This window comes from Streptomyces toyocaensis (genome assembly GCF_000725125.1).
Lineage (GTDB): Bacteria > Actinomycetota > Actinomycetes > Streptomycetales > Streptomycetaceae > Streptomyces > Streptomyces toyocaensis.
Genome location: NZ_JFCB01000007.1, coordinates 41,370 through 65,112, shown reverse-complemented (window position 1 = coordinate 65,112; position 23,743 = coordinate 41,370). Strand labels below are relative to the sequence as shown.

Annotated in this window: 24 protein-coding genes and 1 tRNA gene; 14 read left to right on the top strand and 11 right to left on the bottom strand. The window is 71.4% G+C overall.

Translation table 11 applies throughout. From position 1 onward, the window contains the following. The first annotated feature begins 90 nt into the window (after nt 1–90). The 8 genes from BU52_RS10455 to BU52_RS10420 all read left to right on the top strand — a co-directional run bounded on the left by BU52_RS10455 (nt 91) and on the right by BU52_RS10420 (nt 4,385). Nucleotides 91–726, top strand: a complete 636-nt coding sequence (locus tag BU52_RS10455) for a hypothetical protein (protein ID WP_037931765.1) — start codon at nt 91–93, stop codon at nt 724–726. After that, a complete protein-coding gene (locus tag BU52_RS10450) occupies nt 723–977 on the top strand; it encodes a hypothetical protein (protein WP_037931762.1) in 255 nt (84 codons plus the stop codon). The genes BU52_RS10455 and BU52_RS10450 overlap by 4 nt, the downstream gene beginning before the upstream one ends. A 50-nt stretch (nt 978–1,027) precedes the next feature. Further along, nucleotides 1,028–1,228: a hypothetical protein gene (locus BU52_RS10445; RefSeq protein ID WP_037931759.1), complete on the top strand. Its 201-nt coding sequence runs from the start codon at nt 1,028–1,030 to the stop codon at nt 1,226–1,228. Further along, nucleotides 1,225–2,001: a MarR family transcriptional regulator gene (locus tag BU52_RS10440; RefSeq protein ID WP_037931756.1), complete on the top strand. Its 777-nt coding sequence runs from the start codon at nt 1,225–1,227 to the stop codon at nt 1,999–2,001. The genes BU52_RS10445 and BU52_RS10440 overlap by 4 nt, the downstream gene beginning before the upstream one ends. A 384-nt stretch (nt 2,002–2,385) precedes the next feature. Next, the gene (locus BU52_RS10435; RefSeq protein ID WP_157847859.1) at nt 2,386–2,868 is read left to right on the top strand and encodes a GIY-YIG nuclease family protein; all 483 of its coding nucleotides are present in this window, start codon (nt 2,386–2,388) and stop codon (nt 2,866–2,868) included. A 94-nt stretch (nt 2,869–2,962) separates the two neighbouring features. Next, on the top strand, nt 2,963–3,403 hold the full coding sequence (locus BU52_RS10430) for a hypothetical protein (RefSeq protein WP_037931750.1): 441 nt from the start codon (nt 2,963–2,965) through the stop codon (nt 3,401–3,403). Next, nucleotides 3,400–4,068: a hypothetical protein gene (locus tag BU52_RS10425; RefSeq protein WP_157847857.1), complete on the top strand. Its 669-nt coding sequence runs from the start codon at nt 3,400–3,402 to the stop codon at nt 4,066–4,068. The genes BU52_RS10430 and BU52_RS10425 overlap by 4 nt, the downstream gene beginning before the upstream one ends. Continuing rightward, on the top strand, nt 4,065–4,385 hold the full coding sequence (locus BU52_RS10420) for a hypothetical protein (RefSeq protein WP_037931744.1): 321 nt from the start codon (nt 4,065–4,067) through the stop codon (nt 4,383–4,385). Before BU52_RS10425 ends, BU52_RS10420 begins: the two co-directional genes overlap by 4 nt. A gap of 623 nt (nt 4,386–5,008) precedes the next feature. On the opposite strand, the gene BU52_RS10415 is transcribed toward BU52_RS10420, so the two are convergent. Beyond that, a complete protein-coding gene (locus tag BU52_RS10415; protein ID WP_037931741.1) occupies nt 5,009–6,457 on the bottom strand; it encodes a hypothetical protein in 1,449 nt (482 codons plus the stop codon). A gap of 291 nt (nt 6,458–6,748) precedes the next feature. On the opposite strand from BU52_RS10415, the gene BU52_RS10410 reads away from it, so the two are divergent. Both BU52_RS10410 and BU52_RS10405 read left to right on the top strand, forming a co-directional pair. Next, complete coding sequence (locus BU52_RS10410) at nt 6,749–7,135, top strand: hypothetical protein (protein WP_037932136.1); 387 nt, start codon at nt 6,749–6,751, stop codon at nt 7,133–7,135. A 70-nt stretch (nt 7,136–7,205) separates the two neighbouring features. Then, a complete protein-coding gene (locus BU52_RS10405) occupies nt 7,206–8,078 on the top strand; it encodes a spermidine synthase (protein WP_037931738.1) in 873 nt (290 codons plus the stop codon). Between the two features lie 18 nt (nt 8,079–8,096). Here BU52_RS10405 and BU52_RS10400 read toward each other — a convergent pair whose 3' ends face one another. Beyond that, entirely contained in the window at nt 8,097–8,639 is a 543-nt protein-coding gene (locus BU52_RS10400; protein ID WP_037931735.1) for a hypothetical protein, read from the bottom strand. A 110-nt stretch (nt 8,640–8,749) separates the two neighbouring features. On the opposite strand from BU52_RS10400, the gene BU52_RS10395 reads away from it, so the two are divergent. Both BU52_RS10395 and BU52_RS10390 read left to right on the top strand, forming a co-directional pair. After that, complete coding sequence (locus BU52_RS10395) at nt 8,750–9,463, top strand: response regulator transcription factor (protein ID WP_200881173.1); 714 nt, start codon at nt 8,750–8,752, stop codon at nt 9,461–9,463. Next, the gene (locus BU52_RS10390; RefSeq protein ID WP_037931729.1) at nt 9,460–10,872 is read left to right on the top strand and encodes a sensor histidine kinase; all 1,413 of its coding nucleotides are present in this window, start codon (nt 9,460–9,462) and stop codon (nt 10,870–10,872) included. Before BU52_RS10395 ends, BU52_RS10390 begins: the two co-directional genes overlap by 4 nt. A gap of 141 nt (nt 10,873–11,013) precedes the next feature. On the opposite strand, the gene BU52_RS10385 is transcribed toward BU52_RS10390, so the two are convergent. From BU52_RS10385 to BU52_RS10370, 4 genes are all read right to left on the bottom strand, one after another. After that, nucleotides 11,014–12,453 (bottom strand): GH1 family beta-glucosidase, encoded by a 1,440-nt coding sequence (locus BU52_RS10385; RefSeq protein ID WP_037931726.1) that lies wholly within the window; start codon nt 12,451–12,453, stop codon nt 11,014–11,016. A gap of 104 nt (nt 12,454–12,557) precedes the next feature. After that, nucleotides 12,558–13,463, bottom strand: a complete 906-nt coding sequence (locus tag BU52_RS10380; protein ID WP_037931723.1) for a carbohydrate ABC transporter permease — start codon at nt 13,461–13,463, stop codon at nt 12,558–12,560. An 11-nt stretch (nt 13,464–13,474) separates the two neighbouring features. Continuing rightward, nucleotides 13,475–14,485, bottom strand: coding sequence for a carbohydrate ABC transporter permease (locus tag BU52_RS10375; RefSeq protein WP_037931720.1), 1,011 nt, complete (start codon nt 14,483–14,485; stop codon nt 13,475–13,477). Between the two features lie 5 nt (nt 14,486–14,490). After that, nucleotides 14,491–15,849: an ABC transporter substrate-binding protein gene (locus tag BU52_RS10370; RefSeq protein WP_037931716.1), complete on the bottom strand. Its 1,359-nt coding sequence runs from the start codon at nt 15,847–15,849 to the stop codon at nt 14,491–14,493. A 342-nt stretch (nt 15,850–16,191) separates the two neighbouring features. Between BU52_RS10370 and BU52_RS10365 the strand changes: the two genes are divergently transcribed. Further along, a complete protein-coding gene (locus BU52_RS10365; protein ID WP_037931713.1) occupies nt 16,192–17,247 on the top strand; it encodes a LacI family DNA-binding transcriptional regulator in 1,056 nt (351 codons plus the stop codon). A gap of 77 nt (nt 17,248–17,324) precedes the next feature. Here the strand turns inward: BU52_RS10365 and BU52_RS10360 are convergent, their stop codons facing one another. The 4 genes from BU52_RS10360 to BU52_RS10345 form a co-directional block, all read right to left on the bottom strand. Beyond that, nucleotides 17,325–18,131, bottom strand: a complete 807-nt coding sequence (locus BU52_RS10360; RefSeq protein ID WP_235216309.1) for a nucleotidyltransferase domain-containing protein — start codon at nt 18,129–18,131, stop codon at nt 17,325–17,327. Between the two features lie 127 nt (nt 18,132–18,258). Then, nucleotides 18,259–18,331: transfer RNA gene (locus BU52_RS10355), tRNA-His, on the bottom strand. 120 nt (nt 18,332–18,451) lie between these two features. After that, nucleotides 18,452–19,054 (bottom strand): oligoribonuclease, encoded by a 603-nt coding sequence (gene orn / locus BU52_RS10350; protein ID WP_037931711.1) that lies wholly within the window; start codon nt 19,052–19,054, stop codon nt 18,452–18,454. Between the two features lie 133 nt (nt 19,055–19,187). Next, nucleotides 19,188–20,414, bottom strand: coding sequence for a helix-turn-helix domain-containing protein (locus BU52_RS10345; protein WP_037931709.1), 1,227 nt, complete (start codon nt 20,412–20,414; stop codon nt 19,188–19,190). A gap of 833 nt (nt 20,415–21,247) precedes the next feature. Here BU52_RS10345 and BU52_RS10340 point away from each other — a divergent pair. After that, complete coding sequence (locus BU52_RS10340; protein WP_037931707.1) at nt 21,248–21,775, top strand: universal stress protein; 528 nt, start codon at nt 21,248–21,250, stop codon at nt 21,773–21,775. A 148-nt stretch (nt 21,776–21,923) separates the two neighbouring features. Here the strand turns inward: BU52_RS10340 and glmS are convergent, their stop codons facing one another. Then, a complete protein-coding gene (gene glmS / locus BU52_RS10335) occupies nt 21,924–23,741 on the bottom strand; it encodes a glutamine--fructose-6-phosphate transaminase (isomerizing) (RefSeq protein ID WP_037931705.1) in 1,818 nt (605 codons plus the stop codon). Nucleotides 23,742–23,743 lie beyond the last annotated feature (2 nt).

Below are 23,743 nucleotides of genomic sequence, written 5' to 3'. Positions count from 1 at the left end.
TCCCACTTCACGTACAGAGGCGCCTCGGTCACAGGCCGACCGGGGCGCCTCTTCGCGTGCCTGACCACCGAAGGAGAACCCGAACACTCCATGTCCAGCACAGCCCCCGCCGCGAAGAGAGTGGCTACCGTCCTGCTCCTCGTCGCCCTGTCTCTCGTCGCCGCCCTGGCGTTCGTGAGCACGTTCCCCGCCGCCTACTACGCCGCCGAGACGATCGGACTCCCCACCTACGCCGCCGTGTCCTGGGCGCTCCTGCCCGACGCTGGCACGCTCGTCGGGATGCTCGGCGCTCTCGTCCTGACCGACCGTCGAGGCCGCCGCTTCGCCATCCTGAGCGTGATCGTGTTCGGTCTCTCCTCGGCCCTGGTGAACGTCGCCCACGCCATCGCCGACAGGATGGGAACGCCGCCCGTCGGTCTCCTCGTCGCATACGGAGCAACGGCCACAATCGCTCTCGTCCTCTCCGCCGAGACCGCCTCTCGCGTGGTCGTCTCCCTCGTTCCCGCCGTCGAGGCGAAGCCTGTCCCGAAGGTGGAGAAGGAGCCTGCCGAGAAGGGTTCGAACCTTCCCCCTCGCCGAGACGACACGACCGTGATCGCGCAGGCTCGGGAGGTGGCCCGGAAGTACGCCCGAGAGGGGAAGCGCCTCACCGTTTCCGCCCTTCAGGCCGAGTGCCGCCTGTCCTGGAAGCGCGCTGCCCGCGTCCACGCCGAGGTGACAGCGTGAGCCGACGAGAGTACGTCGAGGCCCGGAAGCTGACTGCCGAGGAGCTGCGCAACCTCCCGCCCGGCGCCATCGTCCAGGTGTCCCTCGGGATGGGCGAACGTCTGCTGCTCCGTCGAGCGAAGGACACCAACGGCCGAGGCAGGTTCACCCCCGTTCAAGGCTCCTCGCTGTCCATCGGCGCTCTCGTCGAGGTGGCCGAGCTCTTGGCGCCACAGTCACTCTCCGCTCAGCCGGCCGTCGACTCCGAGTGACCGAACTCCCCAACGAACACCCCATGACCACGAACCCAAGGAGGCTCCCCGTGCACGGAATCAAGGCGCACACGTCCGCACCGTTCACCCTCACTCCCAAGCAGCTTGCCGCACACCTTGGATGCAGCGCCCTGAAGGCGGTCAAGGTGCTGTCCGACCTGCAAGCCGCGGGCGCCATCGAGCAGACCGGCCCGAACGCCTGGCGCCTGACCATGCCCACCGGAAAGCCGACAGGAGGTGACCGCCCATGACGCAGATCGGCTACACCCCGAAGGGCGCCGACACCGGCCGTCCCGAGAAGTTCGTGTTCGAGTGGCTGCGCTACTGGTCCACCAACGGCGCCGAGCTGTGGGGGCTCGACCAGTACGCACAGGCCACCATCATGCACCTGGCCACGGCCGCGAACCCTGACGGAACCTCCGTGGCACTGTCCCGTGGAGAGCTGGCCCGCCGCCTCGGTCTGAGCAAGCCCGACAAGGTCTCGCAGATCACGAAGCGACTCCGGGAGGTCGGCGCGATCGTTCGCGTCTTCGAGCCGAAGGGTGGGCGCGGCAACAAGCTGTCACCGGTCCACTGGCTTACCCTCCCCTGGGAGCCTCACCGGAAGATCGCGTTCGAGGCGTCCAAGCTCCTCGGGGTGCCGTACGTCGAGCCTCCCGCTCCGCTCACTCAGGAAGAGGCGCAGGGGGCGAAGGAGTCCCGGAAGAGAGTGGTCGGCAAGAAGTCGAAACCCACCCCGTCGGACGGGGGTAGTTCTTCGAGGACCCTCCGGCTCGTCGAGCTACGGCCGAGCAGTGAAACCACGCCCGTCGCACGGGCTACCACCTCACCTACTCCCTGCACCCCCGAAACCCACCCCGTCCGACGGGCTACCACCTCACCTACTCCTCGGGACGTCGTAGTGATCGACGGCAAGCGAGTGACCCGCGAGGAGTTCGAGAAGTGGAAGGCCAAGGCCGAGGACGGCATGACGCTCGCGCGACGGAAGGTCGAGGAGCTGTCGCCGTACTTCGAGGCTGCCTGACGGAAACCCACCCCGTGGGACGGGCTACCACCTCACCTCTTTGTGCGACGGCGGTAAGGAGCTGAAGCACTTCAAGGCTGGGCCCTGTCGGGCCGCTTGCCTGAGACGACTTCGCCCCTGACCTTCTCCTACCGCCGTCGCCCTTACCCCTCTGGAGCTTCGGCCAGCAACTCAACACTTCAACCGCCGACGCACTCTCGACTACGCCGAGGACCGCCCTCCTCGCTGCGCTCGTCGTCGCGGTGGATGTCTCACTTACACACCCTCGCCGTTGCCTGACCCGCTTCGGCCAGCACCCCAAGGAGAACCCGAACAGTGACCCTCACTTACACCTGCGCTTGGATCAACCGACACACCGGCGAGCAGTGCAGCAAGCCTGCCAAGGTGCAAGCGAACCTCCCCCTTTGCTCAGACCATCACCAAGCCCGGACCTACCGCGAGAAGGCGAAGCGTGGGGCGGAACTGCTCCGCTACTTCAAGGAGAATCCCGAGGCTCCCCGGTCCGCTGGCTGGTGCTACATCGTTCACCTGCCCGACTGCACCGTGAAGGTGGGCATGGTCGGCACCGAGGGGCGCCTGTCCGCACGGCTGGCCGAACTGCACGAAGACTTCGGCGGCAACGTCGACATCCTGGCCGTACTCCCCGGCGGCAAGGACACGGAAGCTGTCCTGCACTCCCACTTCGGAAGCATCCGCATCCCTGGCAAGGGCGAGCGGTTCGACGTGACCGAGCCCGCGCGCGTCAGTGGAGAACTGCTCTCCTTCGCCCTCTCGCACGGCATCCACCCCGAGGCGCTTCCGGCCGTCGAGGAGTACCGCGAATGGGCCGACGACCCGGACGCCTGGGCCGCCCGCCAACTGGCCTAAGAGCCCCTGTTCGGCCCTTGAGCCACACAACCCCCACACCGTTTCTCGTAGGCCGTCCTGGCGTCATCTGGGGCGGTCTCTCGCATCTCTGGAGTTGATTCAACTGCTGGTCTCTCACGTTCACCATGCCGCCCGTGGCACCGGCGAGCGCCTGGCAACTCTGCTGGGTTCGCTTACGTCGCCCGGCGTGAATGTCCGGCTGATCTCTGCCCCTGCCTACCAGGGACGCTTCCGCTCTCGCTGGATCGACGTCAAGGTGCACGCCACGAAGGGACACGGCCACCCGGACGCCGACACGACCGACGCTCTTGACGCTCTGCCCGGCGCCCTGGACGCCATCACCGGCCACGAAGTGAAGGGCTTCGGTTGGGTCTCTGGTGGCGCTCTCGCGGGCTCTCACGCCATCCGTGAGGGTCTGGCGCTCTCGGTCCGCCTGGACATCGAGACGGGCGCACAGCGCTTCCCTGACCCTCGCTTTGCGCTCGATGAGCGAGCCCTGACCACCACCCACGACCCCGAGGAGGTTGCAGCGTGACCGTACCGACCTTGGCCTGTGAGACCTGCCCGAACCCGATCGAGCGCACCGGTAAGCGTGGCCCGGCCCCTCGGTTCTGCGACCCCTGCAAGCTCGACCGGCACAACGCCAGACAGCGCACCCGGTACGTCAGGAAGGGGCATGGCCCCCGCCCTGGCGCCGTGAAGCACCACGAAGGCAAGAGGTTCCCGTCTGGCCTGGTTCTGGCGAAGCGCATCCCCGGCGACAGTGACCGGGCCTGGTTCCAGTGCGGCGAGCATGTCGTCAAGCTCCTACACATCCGTGCGGTAGTCGACGGCAAGACCGTGAACTGTGCAAGCAGGGACCACCACCCCGATCCGCGCTGCACGTCGGCTCCTGCCTACTCGACCGTGCACCACAGGAAGCGAGCGAGCGAGGGACCGGCCAGTGAGCGCGAGTGCTGGCGTTGCGGCGGGCAGGCCGACGATTACGCCTACCTCCACGGCGACCCGAGCCCGCTCGTCCAGCTCGACGGTAAGGACGCGGGAATGCCGTACTCCGCCGACCCTGAGCAACTGGCACCCCTCTGCCGTAGCTGTCACCGCGTCTGGGACGAGACCAAGGGGCGGACGGCTGGCCCTGGGATCTCGCTTGCTCACGTCGCCCTTTGGAACGCATCCCACGCTGAGGAGGTGGCCGCGTGACCTCCGTCCACTGGCGCCATGTCTGCGACCTGAACCCCAAAGCCGACCCCGACGACTTCGACCCGGACACCGAGGAGTGCGGAGGTTGTATCCGTGCGCAAGCCTCCGACCTGTCCTCGCCATTGTGGGCCGAGTGGTGCAAGCCGATCCCTTCCGAGCCGCTGGCGTACGAGGAGCCCGAGGAGCGCGTCATGGCCCCTGTTGACGGGTTCTGCCTGGAGTGCGGGCAGGCCCTTCCCGAGGACTCCCACGTCAAGCGGATGTACTGCGGCGACAAGTGCCGGAAGCGGTACGACAGGCGCCACGGCTACGCCTGACCCCTCACGTCCGGATCGACCCTGCCGGTACCCCTGCAATTCCGGGGGGCCGGTGGGTCCGTCTGGCGCTCCGGCCCGCATTCAGGCACCCACCCCCTTCGGTCGGCCGGCTCACTGTCCGGACCGCATGGCAAACCGGCCCTGACCTGCTGCTTCGACCCTCTGGAGGGCTGTCCGGGATGATGTCCGGATTACCCCCAGACGGTGGCCGCCCCCCGGCCGCTAAGACGTAGCGGTGAGGGAACCACGCCCCAGGGGGTCATACCCCCACCCCCTCACCTGCTCAGCCGCACGTCGACCGGCACGCGACCGGCTAGGAACGCGCTCAGCGCCACGCAGACGGCCGAGCAGGCGCACGCTGGCCCGAACCCCCAGCGGTGCGGAGACAGCCGCTCAGCGAGGCACACAGCAGAGCGACGCGGCATGACGCAGACGAACGCAGACCGCAGCGTCACGCTGCTGTGAAGCGCATCACATTGCCTCGGCTCTGGCTTGACACGCTTCCGTCCCTACATGCCTACTCGTCATCGGTCGTTGTGCACCACGACGGAGCCGCCCCAGCGGCACGACTGCCCGCAGCTGCGGGGGCGCGCGGCTGTGCGTAGCTGCGGGGGTGGGGTCGCTCACATCGCGCGGGGCAGCGACGCGTGGCGGTCCAGGAAGGCCGAGACGCCTGTGGCGCGGCGGTGGGGGAGGAGGACCCGGGAGGTGCCTGCCAGCATCGTCCGGACCCGGGAGGACTGGACCTCGTTCAGCAGGTCGAGCACCCGCATGCCCGCCGCCGCCGCCTCGTCCGGCAGCCCTCCACGGGCCAGGTCGTCGGCCAGCTCCGCCGTGTACAGCGCGATGTTGCGCTTGAAGTGCGGATCCTGCAGCTCGGCCGCCCGCCGCGCGTGCCGGGCCGCCCGCGGCCAGTCGCCCAGCGTCGACCAGCACTGCGCCTCGAGACCCTCCAGCTCCGCCTCGCCGTAGAAGCTCATCCACTCGGGGTCCGCCTCCGACGGCCCGCGCTCGAAGTAGGCCCCCGCCCGGGCCAGCGCCTGCTCGCACCCCGTGCGGTCGGCGAGCCCCGCCCAGCCGCCCGCCTCGCGCAGCGCCAGCAGCGACATCAGCCGGGGCGAGCCCAGCGACCGCGCCACCCGCTGCGCCGCCTGCGCCGCCCGCACCGCCTCCCGGGGCCGGCCCGCGTCCCGCGCGAGGAACGCCGTGTTGCAGAAGGCGTGCGCCTCCAGCCCCGCGTCCCCGGTCACCCGCGAGGTCGCCAGCGCCTCCGCGTAGTGCGAGCGGGCGTCATCGAAGCGGCCCGAGTCGTGCGCCAGCCAGCCCACCGAGATGGCCAGCTCACCGGCGCCCGAGTAGAGCCGGTCCGCGGTCCGCTGCCGGGTCGCCCCGGCGTCCAGCAGCGCGTACGCCGCACGCAGGGGAGCCGCCGCGCGGCGGTAGAGCCCGTCCGCCCCGTGCCGGTCGTCCAGGACCCGGATCCGGCGGACGGCCTCCTCCAGGGCGCCCGCGTCGCTCGCCCCGGCGCGGCGCACGGCGCGCTGCGCCGCCGAGGCGTCGGAGGCGAACCCGTAGGGGCTCAGTGAGGCGGCGGCCACCGTGGCGCCCCCGCTGGTCATGAATGCGCGACGCAGCACGTCGCTCTCCTCGTGGTCGTGCGGGTCGTACGTGTCGTACCGGTCTGGCGTCTCATACGGCTCGTACGCCCCGCTGTTCTCACTCGTGGCGTCCGCCGGGCCCTCGGGGCGGTCCGCGGGGGTGTCCCCGGCGGCCCTGGCCCGGCGCCCGCGGACCGACGAGCGGGGCGCGAAGCCCAGGTCGGTCATGGTGCGGCCGGGGAACATGTGCAGGAACACCCGCTCGTAGGCGTAGTTGGGGCAGCGGATCTCGCCCGCCTCCACCCGGTGCACGTACCGCGCGTCACAGCTGACCCGCTCGCCGATCTCGCGGGCGGCCCGCCGTACCGCCGCGGCGAACTCGGCCGGCGAGCGCGTACCGCGCAGGTGCCGGAAGGCGAGATTCGGCCGTGGTGGCCGGTGGGGCGTGGATGGGCGCACCGTTGACGACGCCATGGCCGGGTCCTCTCTGCGAACCGTCGAACCATGCCGGAACAGGAAGGGTTGTCCGTGTGCCACCCTGATTCCGGCGGGCATGAACGTACCTGTTGTGACGGACTCACCACGCAGAGTTTGGCTACAAAACGGATATGTCCTCCGTGATCTGCCATGAAGTGCCATCCTTTGTGGCGGACTTCCGCCGTAGCCGTTGACGGCCCGGCTCGTTGCACCCTGTGGACCGGGAGCCCGCCCGACTCCCGACCCGCTCGTCCAAGCTAGGGATTCGTGTGGTGGAGGCCGGGGATGATGACGACCAGCCGGAGCGACGAACCGTTAGATGCGCCGTGCACGGACTGCGAGGTGGTCACGGTGCCGGCCCGGCAGGGCCTGGAGGCGGTCGACATCCTGCGGCGCGGTGCCGGCGACGCGGTGGGCCTGGTGCTGCACGACGACGGCGGAGCCACGCTCGGCTTCCTGGTGCCGGCGGGAACGGCCGCCGCCTGGGACGTGCCGGGCAGCACGTGCACGGAGACCGACGGCCATGGGCTGCGGCTGACCCCCGAGCCGCCGGTGGCGGGCTCGGGCTGGCTGCTGCCACCGGGTGAGGCGGAGCCGGCGACGGACCCCGCCGCGCTGCGCGAGGCACTCGGCGAGGCACAGCGGATGATCGACGCGGCCGACGGCTGCTCCTGAGCCGGCGGCTCCCCCGCGCGCCGCGGGGACGGCCGGGCGGCCCGCCGCGGGCGCCTGGGACAATGAGGGCATGGGCAGGGCCAGGAGTGGTGGACGTGGGCAGGGCGGCGGCGCGGAGGCCGTCACGGAGAACGTCGACGGCGGACTCGCCCGGCTCGTCCCCGACCGGGACCGCCCGCGGGCCTGGACCCTGCTGATCGACGGGGCCCCGCAGTCGCACGTCGACCTGGACGACCCGTCGTACCTGTCCTTCGAGTACCAGCGCCGCTTCGGTCATGTCGTCGATCTCGTCGCCCCGCCCGGCAAGCCCCTGCGGGCCGTGCACCTCGGCGGTGGCGCGTTCACCCTCGCCCGGTACGTCGCGGCCACCCGCCCCCGCTCCACCCAGCAGGTCGTCGAACGCGACGCGGCCCTGGTGCGGTTGGTGCGCCGGGAACTGCCGCTGGACGCCCGGGCCCGGATCCGGGTGCGCTCGGCGGACGCCCGCGACGGGCTGGCCAAGGTGCCGGACGGCTGGGCCGGACTCGTCGTCGCCGACGTGTTCAGCGGGGCCCGCACCCCGGCCCACCTGACGTCCACCGAGTTCCTCGACGAGGTCCGCAGGGCCCTCGCCCCCGGCGGGGTCTACGCCGCCAACCTCGCCGACGGGCCCCCGCTGGCCCATCTGCGCGGTCAGATCGCCACCGCCGCGGCCCGGTTCGCGGAGCTCGCGCTGATCGCCGACGCCGCCGTGCTGCGCGGCAGACGGTTCGGCAACGCCGTCCTGGTCGCCTCCGACGCGCCCCTGCCGATCACCGAGCTGACCCGGCGCGCCGCCTCCGACCCGCACCCGGGGCGGGTCCAGCACGGCAGGGAACTCCTCGACTTCACCGGCGGCGCCGCCCCCGTCACGGACCTCGCCGCGGTCGCGTCACCGGCGCCGCCCGCATCCGTCTTCCGGTGAACCGCCGGTGACAGCGGCTCAGTAGGTACCGATCTCCACCCGCGGCGGCCCGTCGTGCCAGGTGCAGAACACCGACACACGGTCGGCGCCCGCGGCGAACTCCACCCGGATCCACGTCTCCGTCTTCCACACCCGCATCGACCAGCCGGCGCCCGGCGACGCCGACACCAGCGACGCGGACGTCTCGCCGAGGTCGAAGACCGCCCGGCCGCCCTTGGTGTCGTAGCTCTTGACGTCGCCGGAAGCGGCCGGCGGGGGCGGGGCGGAGGACGTCGCGGGCGCACCGGTCAGTGAGGGTTCCGGTTCCGGTTCCCGGGAGGCCGTGCCGTGCCCGTCCGTCGGTTTCCGCGACTCGGCGGCGTCCTTCGAGGGTCCCGCGGACGGCCGCCGGGTCGACGACGACACCGCCCGCGACTCCTCCTCGGCCACCGCGATGGGCAGGGCGCGGGGCGGGTCGTAGGCGGTGCCCTCCATCACGGTGCTGACGCCCCACCACGACAGCGTGACCGCCGCGCCCGTGGCGAGCAGCCAGGCCAGTACGTGTACGAGTCCACTGCGCATCGTCGGCCCATACTGCCCCACGAGCCCCACGGGTGTCGCGCCCGAGGAGGTGTCAGGAGTTGTCCACAGGCCCCGGCCGACCCCGTCCGGCATGGCGTACGGTGCCGCCCATGGCAAGTGTTCTCGTGGTCGAGGACGACCAGTTCGTACGCTCGGCGCTGATCCGGCAGCTGACCGACGCCTCGCACACCGTGCGCAGCGTGGGCACGGCGCTGGAGGCGCTGCGCGAGGTCGCCCATGTCCGCTTCGACGTGGTCGTCCTGGACCTCGGGCTCCCCGATCTCGACGGCTCAGAGGCCCTGAAGATGCTGCGCGGCATCACCGACGTCCCCGTGATCGTCGCCACCGCCCGGGACGACGAGACGGAGATCGTGCGGCTGCTCAACGCCGGCGCGGACGACTATCTGACCAAGCCCTTCTCGGTGGAGCACCTCTTGGCCCGGATGGCGGCCGTGCTGCGCCGGGCGCGCTCCGGCGGCGGGGCGGCACCCTCTCCCGTGATCCGGGTCGGCGGTCTCACCGTCGAACCGCTGCGCCGCCAGGCCGAACTGGACGGGCAGCGCCTGGATCTGACGCGACGTGAGTTCGACCTGCTCGCCTTCCTCGCCGGGCGGCCCGGCGTGGTCGTGCCCCGCAAGGAACTGCTCGCCGAGGTGTGGCAGCAGTCCTACGGCGACGACCAGACCATCGACGTCCACCTGTCCTGGCTGCGCCGGAAGCTGGGGGAGACCGCAGCCCGGCCGCGCTACCTGCACACCCTGCGGGGTGTCGGCGTGAAGCTGGAGCCGCCCGCGCACCCGCCCGGAGCGGAGCCGCCGCGATGAGATGGGCCCTGGTGAAGGTGTCGCTGGCGGTGACCGCGATGGTCGTGGTCGCCTTCGCGGTGCCGCTCGGCCTGGTGATCCGGGAGATGGCCCGCGACCGCGCCTTCGCGGGCGCCGAACGGGAGGCGGCGGCCGTCGCCCCCGCGCTGTCCATCACCACCGACCGCGACCAGCTCGAACGCGTCGTCGCGTCCGCCGGTTCCGGCTCCGCGATGGCCGTGCACATCCCTGCGGGCGCCGGCAGCGAGGCACTCGAGCTGGGTCGGCGGCGGGCCTCCGGCGAGGACATCGCGGCGGTGCGGGAGCTGGGCCGCGCCTCCACCTCCACCGTGTCCGGCGGTTCGGCGCTGCTCCAGCCGGTGGCGCTGAGCACCGGCGAGATCGCGGTGGTCGAGGTGTTCGTCCCCGAGTCCGCCGTCACCAACGGCGTCGGTACGGCCTGGGCGGTGCTCGCCGGGGTCGGGGTCGCGCTGATCCTCGGCTCGGTCGCGGTCGCCGACCGGCTGGGCGTACGGATGGTGCGGCCCGCCCAGCGGCTGGTCGAGGGGGCGCGCGAGCTGGGGGAGGGCAAGCTGGGCGCCCGGGTCCGGGAGGAGGGGCCGACCGAACTGCGGCTGGCGGCCGTGGCCTTCAACTCCATGGCCGACCAGGTCGTCCACCTGCTCGCCAACGAGAGGGAACTGGCCGCCGACCTGTCGCACCGGCTGCGCACGCCGCTGACCGTGCTGCGGCTCAACGCCGCGTCCCTCGGCGACGGACCGGCCGCCGAGCAGACCCGGGCGGCGGTCGAGCAGTTGGAGCGCGAGGTGGACACCATCATCCGCACCGCCCGGGACGCCAAGCCGCAGACGGCCGCGGCGGGTCCCGGAGCCGGCTGCGACGCGGCCGAAGTCGTGCGGGAGCGGATGGCGTTCTGGTCGGCGCTCGCCGAGGACGAGGGCCGCAGGTGGCGGGTGGCCGGGGCGGACCGGCCGGTGCGCATACCCGTGGCCCGCGCCGACCTGGCCGCCGCCCTCGACGCGCTGCTCGGCAACGTCTTCCGGCACACCCCCGAGGGCACCGCGTTCGCGGTCGACGTGCACAACGGCGAGGACGCGGTGATCGTCCTCGTCTCCGACGCGGGTCCCGGCATACCCGACCCCGAGTCCGCGATGGCCCGCGGCAAGGGCTCCGGCAGCGACGGCTCGACCGGGCTCGGCCTGGACATCGTGCGCCGGCTCGCGGAGGCCACCGGCGGGGACGTACGGATCGGCTCGTCGGTGCTCGGCGGGACCGAGGTGCGGGTCTGGATCCAGCTCGACGGACGCGAGCGCGCACCCAGGGGACGGGGGCACCGGGGGAGCGTGCGCCGGCGCCGCGTGCCGGGCCGTCCGGCCGGGGTCTTCAAGCGGTCCCGATCCCTCCCTTGAGCGCACGCCGAAGGCCTCCGCCACCAGCGGCCCGCTTCCCCTCGGCCTTCCGGCACACGAACGGGGCGCGGCGCTCCCTCAGGGCGCCGCGCCCCGCCCCCCGTACCCCGCGTCCCCCGTTCCCCGGGGCCTTCGAGCAGGTCAGATGCCCTCGGGCTCCGGGAGCACTCCCGACTTGGCCGCGCGCGCGTACCACAGGGCGCTGGACTTCGGGGTGCGCTGCTGGGTGACGTAGTCGACGTACACCGCGCCGAAGCGCTTGTCGTAGCCGTACGCCCACTCGAAGTTGTCCAGCAGCGACCACAGGAAGTAGCCGCGCACGTCCGCGCCGTCGGTGATGGCCCGGCGCACCGCCGAGAGGTGGCCGTGCAGGTAGGCGACGCGCTCCGGGTCGTGCACCTTGCCGTCGGCGTCCGGCTTGTCGTCGTAGGCGGCGCCGTTCTCGGTGATGTAGAGCGGCAGCCCGGGCGCCTCACGGGTGTAGCGCATGATCAGCTCGTGCAGGCCGGTCGGGTCGACGGACCAGCCCATCTCGGTCAGGTCGCCCGGCGACTGGTGGAAGGCGACGTCGTCCGCGGCGGGCCACGGCGAGTGCGCGCTGGCCCCGTGCCCGTCGGCCCGCGGGCCCTTGGCGTCCGGGTCGGCCGCCGACACCAGGGTCGGGGTGTAGTAGTTGAGGCCGAGGGCGTCCAGCGGCTGGTGGATCAGGTCCAGGTCGCCGTCCTCGATGCACGACCAGTCGGTGAGCGACGAGGTCGCCTCCAGCAGCGTCTCCGGATAGGCGCCGTGCAGGATCGGGCCGTGGAAGATGCCGCTGGACAGGTCGTCGATCTTGCGGGCCGCCGCCCGGTCCGCCGGGTCGCCGGGCGAGAGCGGGCGCACGACCGAGGAGTTGAGGCTGAGCGCGACCTGGTTGCGGGCCGGCATCACCGAACGCAGCGCCTTGGTGCCCAGGCCGTGCGCCAGGTTCAGGTGGTGGGCCGCCCGCAGCGCGGCCGCCGGGTCGGTGCGGCCGGGCGCGTGCACGCCGGACGCGTAGCCCAGGAAGGCGCTGCACCACGGCTCGTTGAGCGTGATCCACTGCTCCACGCGGTCGCCGAGCGCCTCGCCGACGAGCTGCGCGTACTCCGCGAAGCGGTAGGCGGTCTCCCGCTCGGGCCAGCCGCCCGCGTCCTCCAGCTCCTGCGGCAGGTCCCAGTGGTAGAGGGTGACGGCCGGCTTGATGCCCTTCGCCAGCAGCTCGTCGACCAGCCGGCGGTAGAAGTCCAGGCCGCGCTGCACGGCCGGGCCGCGGCCGGTGGGCTGCACCCGTGACCAGGAGACGGAGAAGCGGTAGGCGCTCAGCCCCAGGTCCGCCATCAGCGCCACGTCGTCGCGGTAGCGGTGGTAGTGGTCGACAGCGATGTCACCGGTCTCGCCGCCGGCGGTCTTGCCCGGCGTGTGGCTGAAGGTGTCCCAGATGGAAGGGGTACGCCCGTCCTCCCGCACCGCCCCCTCGATCTGGTACGCGGAGGTCGCGGCGCCCCAGAGGAAGGCGGCAGGAAAGGTCGCCGGGGTCGCCGGCGTTGCGGAGTCAGACATGGAAGCGCTCCCATAGGAGGTCGTGGAAGACCGACGAGTACGGAAAGGGGGGAGGGGCCGAGGCGGCGGTGACCCGGCCCCCAGGGATACGGAGGCGAGGTGTGTCAGCCCTTGACGGCGCCCTGCATGATGCCGCCCACGATCTGCTTGCCGAAGACGGCGAAGACCAGCAGCAGGGGCACCGTACCCAGCAGCGCACCCGCCATGATCAAGGACTGGTCGGGGGTGTATCCGCGGCCGAGGCCCGCGACCGCCACCTGCACGGTCGGGTTGCCGGTCTGGGTCAGCACCAGGAACGGCCACAGGAAGTCGTTCCACGCCTGCACGAACATCAGCATGCCGAGCACGGCCATCGCCGGCCGCGCGGCCGGGAACACCACGTGCCACACCACACGCCAGCTGCTCGCGCCGTCGACCCGGGCGGCCTCGATGACCTCGTCGGGCAGCGCCTGCAGCAGGTACTGCCGCATGAAGAACACACCGAACGCGCTCACCAGCGACGGGAAGATGACCGCCTGCAGCTGGTCGGTCCAGTCGAGCTTGGCCACCATCATGTACAGCGGGATGATGCTGAGCTGCGGCGGAACCATCATCGTGCCGATGACCAGCAGCATCAGCGTGTTGCGGCCCTTGAAGCGCAGCTTGGCGAAGGCGAACCCGGCGACCGTCGACAGCACGACGATGGTCACCGCGGAGATACCCGCCACGATCGTGGTGTTGAGGAACGCCTCGCCGAGATTGGCGTCCTTCCAGGCGATCTCCAGGTTCTTGAACAGGTTCGAGCCGAACCAGAGCGGCGGCGGGGTCTGCGCCAGGCGCTGGTTGTCCCGGGAGGCGGCGATCGCGGTCCACACCAGCGGGAACAGCGACACGAGCGTGAACACGATCAGGATCACGTACGCGATCGGACCGCCGTGCAGCGTGCCGCCCGCCCGCGCGGACTTGGGCAGACGCGAGCGCTTGTGCTGCTTGGCGGGTGAGGTCTCGGGGGGCGTCACAGTCGTCGTCACGGCCACACTCCTTAACTGCTGGCGCGCAGCCGGCGCGAGATGAGCTGGTTGATGATGCCGATGACGATCAGGATCGCGAACATCGTCCAGGCGATCGCCGAGGCACGGCCCAGGTGCTGGTTGACCCAGCCCTGCTCGTACAGGTACAGGCCGAGCGTCTGGAACTGGTGCTCCGCGCCGCCCGAGGCGCCCTTGTTGGGGTCGAACAGCAGCGGTTCGCCGAAGACCTGGCTGGCGCCGATCGTCGAGACGACCACGGTGAACAGGATCGTCGGGCGCAGCGAGGGCAGCGTCACATGGAGGAACTGTTTCCAGCGGCTGGCGCCGTCCAGCGCCGCCGACTCGTACAGGTCCTGCGGGATCGCCTGCATCGCGGCCAGGTAGATCAGCGCGTTGTAGCCGGTCCATCGCCAGATGATGATGGTCGACACGGCTATCTGACCGGGCCACTTGTCGTCCTGCCAGGCGATCGGGTCGATCCCGACCGCGCCCAGCGCCCAGTTGATCATGCCGTAGTCCCGTCCGAAGAGCAGGACGAACACCAGGGTGGCGGCGGCGATCGAGGTGGCGTACGGCGCGAGCATCGCGACCCGCCAGAAGGTCGAGGCGCGGAGCTTGTAGTTGAGGATGTGGGCGATGCCCATGGCGATCATCAGCTGCGGGACGGTCGAGATGATGCCGATGGTCAGGGTGTTCCGCGCCGCGTTCCAGAAGAAGTCGTCGTCGAAGATCCGGGTGTAGTTCTTCAGTCCGACCCAGTTCATGTCGGTCGGCGCGGTCAGCTCGACCTGGTGCAGCGAGGCCCAGCCGGTGTAGATCAGCGGGAACAGCCCGAAGGCCGCGAACAGCAGGAAGAACGGCGAGACGAACGCGTACGGGCTCCATCGCGCGTCGCGCTGCCAGCGGCGGGACAGCTTGGTCCGGCGCCGGTCTTCCTTGTCCATGGAGAGGCCGCCGGGCGCACGGCCCGGGGCCGCGCCCCCCTTGACGGGAGACGCGGCGGTGTCGGAACGGGTGGCCATGCGGGTCACTTGTCCAGGTTGTTGTCGATGGTCTTGGTGGCCGTCTCCCAGGCTTCCGCGGCGGACTTGCCCTTCGTCACCAGGATCACGCCGTTGTCCGTCAGACCCTGCTGGATGATCTGGTCCTTCGGGCCGATGACCTGGACCGGGATCTGCTTGGCGGCCTCGGAGAAGATCGTGCCGATGGGGGCGTCACCGGTCATGTCGTTCTTCGCGCCGGTCACCTCCGGGCTGTCGAACGCGGCCTGGGCGCTCGGGAAGCTGCCCTGCACCTTGAACAGCTTCGCCTGCTGCTCGGGCGCGGTCAGCCAGGCCACCAGCTTCTTGGCCTCTTCGACGTTCTTGCCGTTCTTCGGCACGCTCAGGAAGGAGCCACCCCAGTTGCCGGACTTCGGGGGCACGGCCACGTCCCACTTGCCGGCCGCGTCGGGCTGCGACTTGCCCTTGATGTAGCCGAGCATCCACGGCGGGCAGGCCATCGCGGCGAACTTGTTGTTGGCGATCGTCTGGTCCCAGGCCGGCTGGAACTGCGTCTGGGCGCCGACCAGGCCCTTCTCGGCGGCCTCGGCGGTCAGGTCGAAGGCGTTCTTGACGGCCGGGTTGGACTTGTAGACGACCTCGCCGGAGGCGTCGTAGAACTTCTTCTCCTCACTGCTGAGGATCGCGTTGATCAGACCGCCGGGGGAGTCCAGGAAGGTGGTGCCCTTGGGGCCCTTCTTCTTGTAGTCCTCGCCGACCTGGACGAAGTTCTTCCAGTCGCCGGCCCACAGCTTCGCGACCTCTTCGCGGTCGCTGGGCAGCCCGGCCTTCTCGAACAGGTCCTTGCGGTAACAGATCGCCATCGGGCCGACGTCGGTGCCCAGACCGACGGTCTGGCCGTCCTTGGTGGTGGCCTGCTCCCACTTCCAGTCCAGCCAGTTCTCCTTCTTCACCCCCGGGGCCTTGGAGAGGTCCTCGAGCTTGGCCGCCTGGGTGCTCACGATCTCGGCGATGTTGCCCACTTCGACGGCCTGGACGTCCTGCAGGCCGCTGTTGGTGGTCAGGTGGTTGAGGAGCGCCGGGTAGTAGTTCTCGTTCCGCTCGACGACGTTCTCTTCGATGTTGATGTCGGGGTTGAGCTTCTCGTACTCGTCGTAGAGTCCGGCTTCCTTGAAGCCCATGGTGCCGAAGAGACCCAGGGTGATCGTCGTCTTGCCCTCGCCACCGCCGGACGAGGAGTCGGAGTCGTCTCCGCCGTCGTCGGCACAGCCGGCCAGCAGCCCGGTGCCCAGCGACACCACGGCGGCGATGGCCAGCGCCTTGCGGGCGATGGGCTTCCCCCCGCCCGACCGCTGCCGGGAGAGGGGGAGGGTACGTGCTCGCATTGCGTCCTCCTGTTGCCCTGACGTACCGACCCCCCGGCCGACGGCTCTGTCGGACCCGTATCGTGCGTTGCGGCTCGGGTGGGGAACGTGCGGGTTGTGTATGTGTCAGGTACCGTGGGAGCGCTCCCACAAGTGATGTGTTGAAGAGTCGCGGGTCCGGGCGGGGGTGTCAAGGGAGCAGACGCGGCAAAGTGCGTTCAGTTATCTGCCCGTTAACTTGACGCCGGGGGACCCGCCTTCGGAATCCCGGAGTCCGCACGCTGTCCTCCCGGCGGTGGCCGACGCCGCCCCAGGGGCTGTTACATTCCAGGCCAGCGTGACATACGAAGGAAGGCGGAGCCGATGGCAAGCCACGGAGCGCGGGGCCGGAGCGGCGGCCGGCCCACCCTCGAAGAGGTGGCCGCGCGCGCCGGCGTCGGCCGCGGCACGGTCTCCCGGGTGATCAACGGCTCGCCCCGGGTGAGCGATGCCACACGCGCCGCCGTGGAGGCGGCGGTCGCGGAGCTCGGTTACGTTCCGAACACGGCCGCCCGCGCCCTGGCCGCCAACCGCACGGACGCCATCGCCCTGGTCGTGCCCGAGCCGGAGACCCGGTTCTTCGCCGAGCCGTACTTCTCCGACATCCTCCGGGGCGTCGGCGCGGCGCTGTCCGACACCGAGATGCAGCTCCTGCTGATCTTCGCGGGCAGCGACCGGGAGCGGCAGCGGCTCGCCCAGTACCTGGCCGCCCACCGGGTGGACGGCGTCCTGCTGGTCTCGGTGCACGCCGACGACCCGCTGCCGGACATGCTGTCCCAGCTGGAGATCCCCGCGGTGATCAGCGGCCCCCGCTCGGCCGCGGAGACGCTCACCTCGGTCGACTCCGACAACTACGGCGGCGCCCGGCAGGCCGTCGAGCACCTGATCGGGCGGGGTCGGCGGACCATCGCCCACATCACCGGCCGCCTCGACGTGTACGGCGCCCAGCGGCGTGTCGACGGCTACCGCGACGCCCTGCGCGACGCGGGACACGCGGTGGACGACCTGCTGATCGAGTCCGGCGACTTCTCCGAGGAGGGGGGCCGGCGCGCGATGGCGGCCCTGCTGGAGCGCCGTCCCGACCTGGACGCCGTCTTCGCCGCCTCCGACGTCACCGCGGCCGGTGCCCGCCAGGCCCTGCGCGAGGCGGGCCGACGCATCCCCGACGACGTGGCGCTGGTCGGCTACGACGACTCCGCGATCGCCCGCCACATGGACCCGCCGCTGACCAGCGTGCGCCAGCCGATCCAGGAGATGGGCCGCGCGATGATCGACCTCCTCCTCGCCGAGGTCGCCGACCGCCGCCCGCCCGCCTCGCGGGGCCTGGAACGCCGCCAGATGGTGCTGGCCACGGAACTGGTCGGCCGCGCCTCCTCCTGAGCCCCGGGCGTCGGCGCGCCGGCGTGCCCCGGGTCACCGCCGCGGCGCGCGCGAGCCCGGTGCCCGGGGACGTGCCGTCACCCGGCGCGGCTCCGCAGCGCGGCGAGGGTCTCCCCGACCAGCGCCCGCGCCCCGGCCACCGTCGCCGTCAGCGACTCCGCGGTCCCGCCGGGTGCCCCCAGCACGCCGCGCACCCGCGGGCCGAAGCCGGCCGGCGCGGCCGGCAGTGTCTCGGCGACGGCCAGCGCGCCCTTCTCGTTGAGGCACCAGCGCCGGTCGTCGGCGAACAGCGCCTGCACCAGCACCCCGACGGCCCGGGACAGACACAGCGCGACGTGGAGGGTGTCCGCCCGCGCCGCGCCCTTGGCCGCCGCGCCCGCCAGGAACTCCGCCTCCCAGGCCGCCGCGGTGAGCGCCTCACGCAGCGGCTCGGGGTAGACCGCCGTCCGGCACCGGAGGTCCGTCAGCTCGCCGGACGGGTCGGCCAGCACCTGACCGAGCGCCACCTCGCCCGCGTAGCACGGCGACCAGAACCCGAGCGGATGCCCCGCCTGCACGCCGACCTCGTACCGGCCCTCGCGGCAGTCCGCCCACACCCGCTCGACCCGGTCCAGGTCCCGCAGGATCCAGTCCACCGCGACGCCGTCGGCCCGCAGCCACGCACCGCCGTTCACCCACGGTCCCCAGCCGCCCGGACCGGCCACCTCCGCACCGGGGCCGGCCAGCGCGCGCAGAGCCGCGAGATCGAGCGCGCCGCGGTAGTAGACGCCGAGGTCCCAGTCCGATTCGGGTCCGTGCTCCCCGCGGGCCCGGCTGCCGCCGAGCATGACTCCGACCACGCCCGGAACCGCCGCCAGGCGGTGGGCCATGTCCTCGATGATCATCCGCACGGAGGGAGTCTGGCATCCGCCCACCGGGCGGGCCGGTCGTTTCCGCCCGTGGCCGCCGGTGCGGCCCGGACGACGAAAGAGGCCGACGACCCGCGTACGGGTCGTCGGCCTCTTCTACGAGGGTGAGTGACGGGACTCGAACCCGCGGCATCCTGGACCACAACCAGGTGCTCTACCAGCTGAGCTACACCCACCATGGCCTTGTCGGTTGAGGTCAGTGACTTTCCCCGACCGGCCGAGAAAAAGTGTACAGGGTCCGCAGGGGTGCTCGCGCACGGCTTTTCCCGAGGGGTCCCGAGGATCCCTCGGCGCCTCTACTGAGCGGGCAGGACGTGCTTGGCCGCGATCTTCCTCGCGGTGTCCGAGTCGGGTCCCGGCTGCGGTACGAAGACGGCCTCGCGGTAGTAGCGCAGTTCCGCGATGGACTCGCGGATGTCGGCGAGGGCGCGGTGGTTGCCGTTCTTCTCGGGGCTGTTGAAGTACGCCCTCGGGTACCAGCGGCGGGCCAGCTCCTTGATGCTGGACACGTCCACGATGCGGTAGTGGAGGTAGTCCTCCAGGGTCGGCATGTCCCGCAGCAGGAAGCCGCGGTCGGTGCCGACGGAGTTGCCGCACAGGGGTGCCTTGCCCGGCTCCTTGACGTGTTCCCTCACGTAGTCGAGGACCTGCCGCTCGGCGTCCTCGAGTGTCGTGCCGCCGGGCAGCTCGGCGAGCAGCCCGGACGCGGTGTGCATCTCCCGCACCACCTCCGGCATCGTCTCCAGGGCCCGGTCCGGCGGGCGGATGACGATGTCCACGCCCTCGCCGAGCACGTTCAGCTCGGAGTCGGTGACGAGGGCGGCCACTTCGATGAGCGCGTCGTCCGACAGCGAGAGGCCGGTCATCTCGCAGTCGATCCACACCATGCGATCGTTCATGTGTCTAACCTTACGGCTCGGTGCGCCGTGTGGACCCCGGTGGTCGTCCCCTTGGTGCCGGTGTGAACGTCACAGGAGTGCCGGTGCGGACGGGCCGGAGGCGTCATGCCTCCGGCCCGCCCGTCCGGTCACGTCACGGTGCGCTGCGCTGGCCCGGTACGCCCGAGGCCGTCAGGGACGGACCCAGGGCGCCGGCCGCCGCGGTACGGCGGGACTGGTGCGGCAGCGGACTGTCCGGGTGCAGCGTGGGCGGCACCGGGTGCCCGGCGTGGCCCTGGTGGTGGGAGGGGGCGGACCCCTGGGTGTTCGGGGTGCCCTCGCCCTCCTGGTTCCGGTCGGGCTGCGGGCGCCGCGCGCGGTACGCGGCCCGGTAGGCGGCCGGGGACGAGCCGAGCTGGCGCCGGAAGTGGCCGCGCAGCGCGACCGGTGAGCGGAAGCCGCACCGGCCGGCGACCTCGTCCACCGAGTAGTCCGACGTCTCCAGCAGGCGCTGCGCCTGGAGCACCCGCTGCGTGATCAGCCACTGCAGCGGCGCGCTGCCGGTCAGCGAGCGGAAGCGGCGGTCGAACGTACGGCGGCTCATGTACGCGCGTGCCGCCAGCGTCTCCACGTCGAACTGTTCGTGGAGGTGCTCCAGCGCCCAGGCGACGACCTCCGCGAGCGGGTCGGCGCCGATCTCCTCGGGTAAAGACCTGTCGAGGTAGCGCTCCTGGCCGCCGCTGCGGCGCGGCGGGACCACCAGGCGCCGGGCGAGTGCCCCGGCCGCCTCGTTGCCGTGGTCCGTGCGCACGATGTGCAGACACAGGTCGATCCCGGCCGCGGTGCCCGCCGAGGTCAGCACGTCGCCGTCGTCCACGAAGAGTTCCCGCGGATCGACGTGCACCGACGGATAGCGCTTCGCCAGTGTCGGCGCGTACATCCAGTGCGTGGTCGCGGGCCGGCCGTCCAGCAGTCCCGCCGCCGCGAGGACGAAGGCGCCGGTGCACAGTCCGACGATGCGGGCGCCCTCCTCATGGGCCCGGCGCAGTGCGTCGAGCGCCTCCTCCGGGGGCGGCGAGGTGATGGAACGCCAGGCCGGCACCACGACGGTGCCCGCCCGGGATATCGCCTCCAGCCCATGTGGCGCGGTGAGTTCAAGGCCCCCCGTGGTCCGCAGCGGGCCTTCCTCGCCGCCGCACACCAGCAGGCGGTAGCGCGGCACGCCGGCGTCCTGGCGGTCAACCCCGAACACCGACAGCGGTATGGAACTCTCGAAAATGGGGCCGCCGCTGAACAGCAGCACCGCGACGATCTCCTTGCGGCGGCGCCCGGAGAGTTTCCGGGCCGCGGCTTCCGGCGCGGCAGTGGAGTCGTGGCTCATACTGCTAAGCCCCCCTCGGTGGTCGCGGCTCCTCGGTTGTGTCGCTCCTGCACGTTTCCCCTCGGTCCTGCACGAGTCCCCCGCCGTACGACAGTCAAGATCGAATCTACTGCGTCCTGTTGCGGCCAGGTGGCCAGTTGGTCACCCGGCGCATTGTCGACTTGGCAACTTGGCGTGAAGCATTCGATCACGAAGGGTTGCACTCGCGGGGCGTGCAGGGAAGTGCGCCTTGTCGCAGTGGCCAATCCCCGTAGGGTGCGCAGGGTCCGCAGGACCCTTTCCGTGCAGGTCGAACGGGGGTTGGGGGGTGGTCGGGGCCGGGCATGCACACCAGCCGGAAGTTGGCTGAAAAGATACGGGCGCGGGCGCGGAAACCGGTCAGTCGACCGGTGTATCCCCGCCGCCGCGCGGCCGGCGGCCGAACGCCGCCCGGCGGACCGCGTCGCTCGCCGGATGCCGGGCGGGCGTCACACGGTCCCGCTCGGGGTGGGACCGGCTCCGGACGCCGTGTACCCCCTGTGGCATGGCTCACGCGGCTCAACGCGCGGCCGGCCCGTCGGTCACCGCGCCCTCCGGTGCGGACGACCCGGAGGGCCCCACTCTTGCCGCCAAGTGAATCCCGCGCAAACCACCTGTACAGGGCAGCAACCATTGCGTGACGGGCGGCCCCTCGTGCATGCTCCGGGGAACCCGCCTGCCGGTATGCGCGGGGTCCGGGCTCAGGAGGCGTGCCGCCGTACCCTTGGGGGTATGGGGTTGGGAAGACCTTTCCCGGACACAGCTCCGCCGCACACTGTCGTCCCCCACAGAAGGATCACACCCCCGAGACAGCCATGGCCGGTCACGAATTCTTCGAACCCGCGGACCGCAAGCGGCCGGTCGCCGATCCCACGGCGGCCGAACCCCTGTCGGCGGAGGAATCACGTCACCCCTGCGACCCCGCCTTCCGGCACGGGGTGGTCGTCGGCTTCGACGGCTCCACCTCCAGTGAGCGGGCCCTCGCGTACGCCATCGGCATGGCGCGGCGCTTCGGCTCGGGCCTGATCATCGTCCATGTGGCCAACCGGCTGCCCACCACGGTGTGGGCGGGGTGCGAGCCCCCTGTCTTCGTGGACGTCCCGGACCACCGCACGGAGGTGCTCGGACTCGAGCTCGCCTGTGCGGACCATCTCGCCGAGGTGCCCTGGATCCTGGTCGAGCGCGGCGGTGACATCTGCCACGAACTCGAAGAGGTGGGGCGGGAGTACGAGGCGGATGCGATCGTCGTGGGTTCCACCCACGGTCTCGTGGGGCGGATCTTCGGTTCGGTTGCCGGGAGGCTGGCGAAGCGGGCGCAGCGGCCGGTTGTCGTCATTCCGTGAGCCGGGGACGGGCCCCCGCGTGTGGGGTGGCCACACGTGAGGGCCCGTTCTGATGCGGCCTGTGCAGGCGCGTGGGGGTTGATCGCGCAGCTCCCCGCGCCCCCGGGTGCGTTGGTCGCGTCGTGCGCGGCGATCCGGCCCCCGGGGGCTACTCGACCGTGACCGACTTGGCCAGGTTGCGGGGCTTGTCGATGTCCCGGCCGAGGGCCAGGGCCGTGTGGTAGGCGAGGAGCTGGAGGGGGATGCCCATCAGGATCGGGTCCAGCTCGTCCTCGTTCTTAGGGACGAGGAGCGTGTGGTCGGCCTTCTCCTGCTCCTGGTGGGCCACGGCGACGATCCGGCCGCTGCGGGCCTTGATCTCCTCCATGGCCGCGCGGTTCTTCTCCAGCAGGTCGTCGTCCGGGACGATCGCGACCGTGGGGAGCGCCGGCTCGATCAGGGCCAGCGGGCCGTGCTTCAGCTCGGAGGCCGGGTAGGCCTCGGCGTGGATGTAGGAGACCTCCTTGAGCTTCAGGGAGGCCTCGCGGGCCACCGGGTAGCCCCGGACGCGGCCGATGAAGAGCATCGAGCGGGCGTCGGCGTACTCCAGGGCCAGCTTCTTGATCTCCTCCTCCTGCTCCATGATCTCGGCGATCTGGCCCGGGAGCCGGCGCAGGCCCTCGATGATCCGCTTGCCGTCGCGCACCGACAGGTCACGGGTGCGGCCCAGGTGCAGGGCGAGCAGGGCGAAGGCGACCGTGGTGTTGGTGAAGCACTTGGTGGACACCACGCACACCTCGGGGCCGGCGTGCACGTAGACGCCGCCGTCCGCCTCGCGGGCGATCGCGGAGCCGACGACGTTGACCACGCCCAGCACCCGGGCGCCCTTGCGCTTCAGCTCCTGCACGGCGGCCAGCACGTCGTACGTCTCACCGGACTGGGAGACCGCGATGTACAGGGTGTCGGGATCCACGACCGCGTTGCGGTAGCGGAACTCCGAGGCCGGCTCGGCGTCGGCGGGGATGCGGGCCAGCTCCTCGATCATCTGCGCGCCGATCATGCCGGCGTGGTACGAGGTGCCGCAGCCGAGGATCTTCACACGGCGGATCCGGCGCGCCTCGCGGGCGTCGAGGTTGAGGCCGCCGAGGTGCACGGTGGAGAAGCGGTCGTCGATCCGTCCGCGCAGCACCCGGTCCACGGCCTCGGCCTGCTCGTGGATCTCCTTGTGCATGTAGGTGTCGTGGCCGCCCATGTCGTACGAGGCCGCCTCCCACTCCACGGTGGTCGGCTCGGCGGTCGTCCGGGTGCCCTCGGTGGTGTAGGTGCGGAAGTCGTCGGCCTTGAGGGTGGCCATCTCGCCGTCGTCCAGCGTGACGATCTGCCGGGTGTGGGCGACCAGCGCGGCGATGTCGGAGGCGACGAACATCTCCTTCTCGCCGATGCCGAGGACGACCGGGGAGCCGTTGCGGGCCACGACGATGCGGTCCGGGAAGTCGGCGTGCAGCACGGCGATGCCGTAGGTGCCCTCGACGAGGCGCACGGTCTCGCGGACCTTGTCCTCCAGCTTCTCGGCCGTCGAGCGGGCGATGAGGTGGACGAGGACCTCGGTGTCCGTCTCGGAGAGGAACTCGACGCCGTCCGCCTCCAGCTTGCGGCGCAGGTCGGCGGCGTTGTCGATGATGCCGTTGTGGACGACGGCGACCTTGCCCTCGGCGTCCAGGTGCGGGTGGGCGTTGACGTCGGACGGGGCGCCGTGGGTGGCCCAGCGGGTGTGGGCTATGCCCGTGGTGCCCTTGAAGCGCGCCGGGACCTTCGCCTCCAGGTCGCGCACCCGGCCCTTGGCCTTGACCATCTTCAGGCCGGCCGCCTTCGGGGACGTGACGACGATGCCCGCCGAGTCGTAGCCGCGGTACTCCAGGCGCTGCAGGCCCTCGAGCAGCAGGGGAGCGACCTCACGCCTGCCGATGTATCCGACGATTCCGCACATAT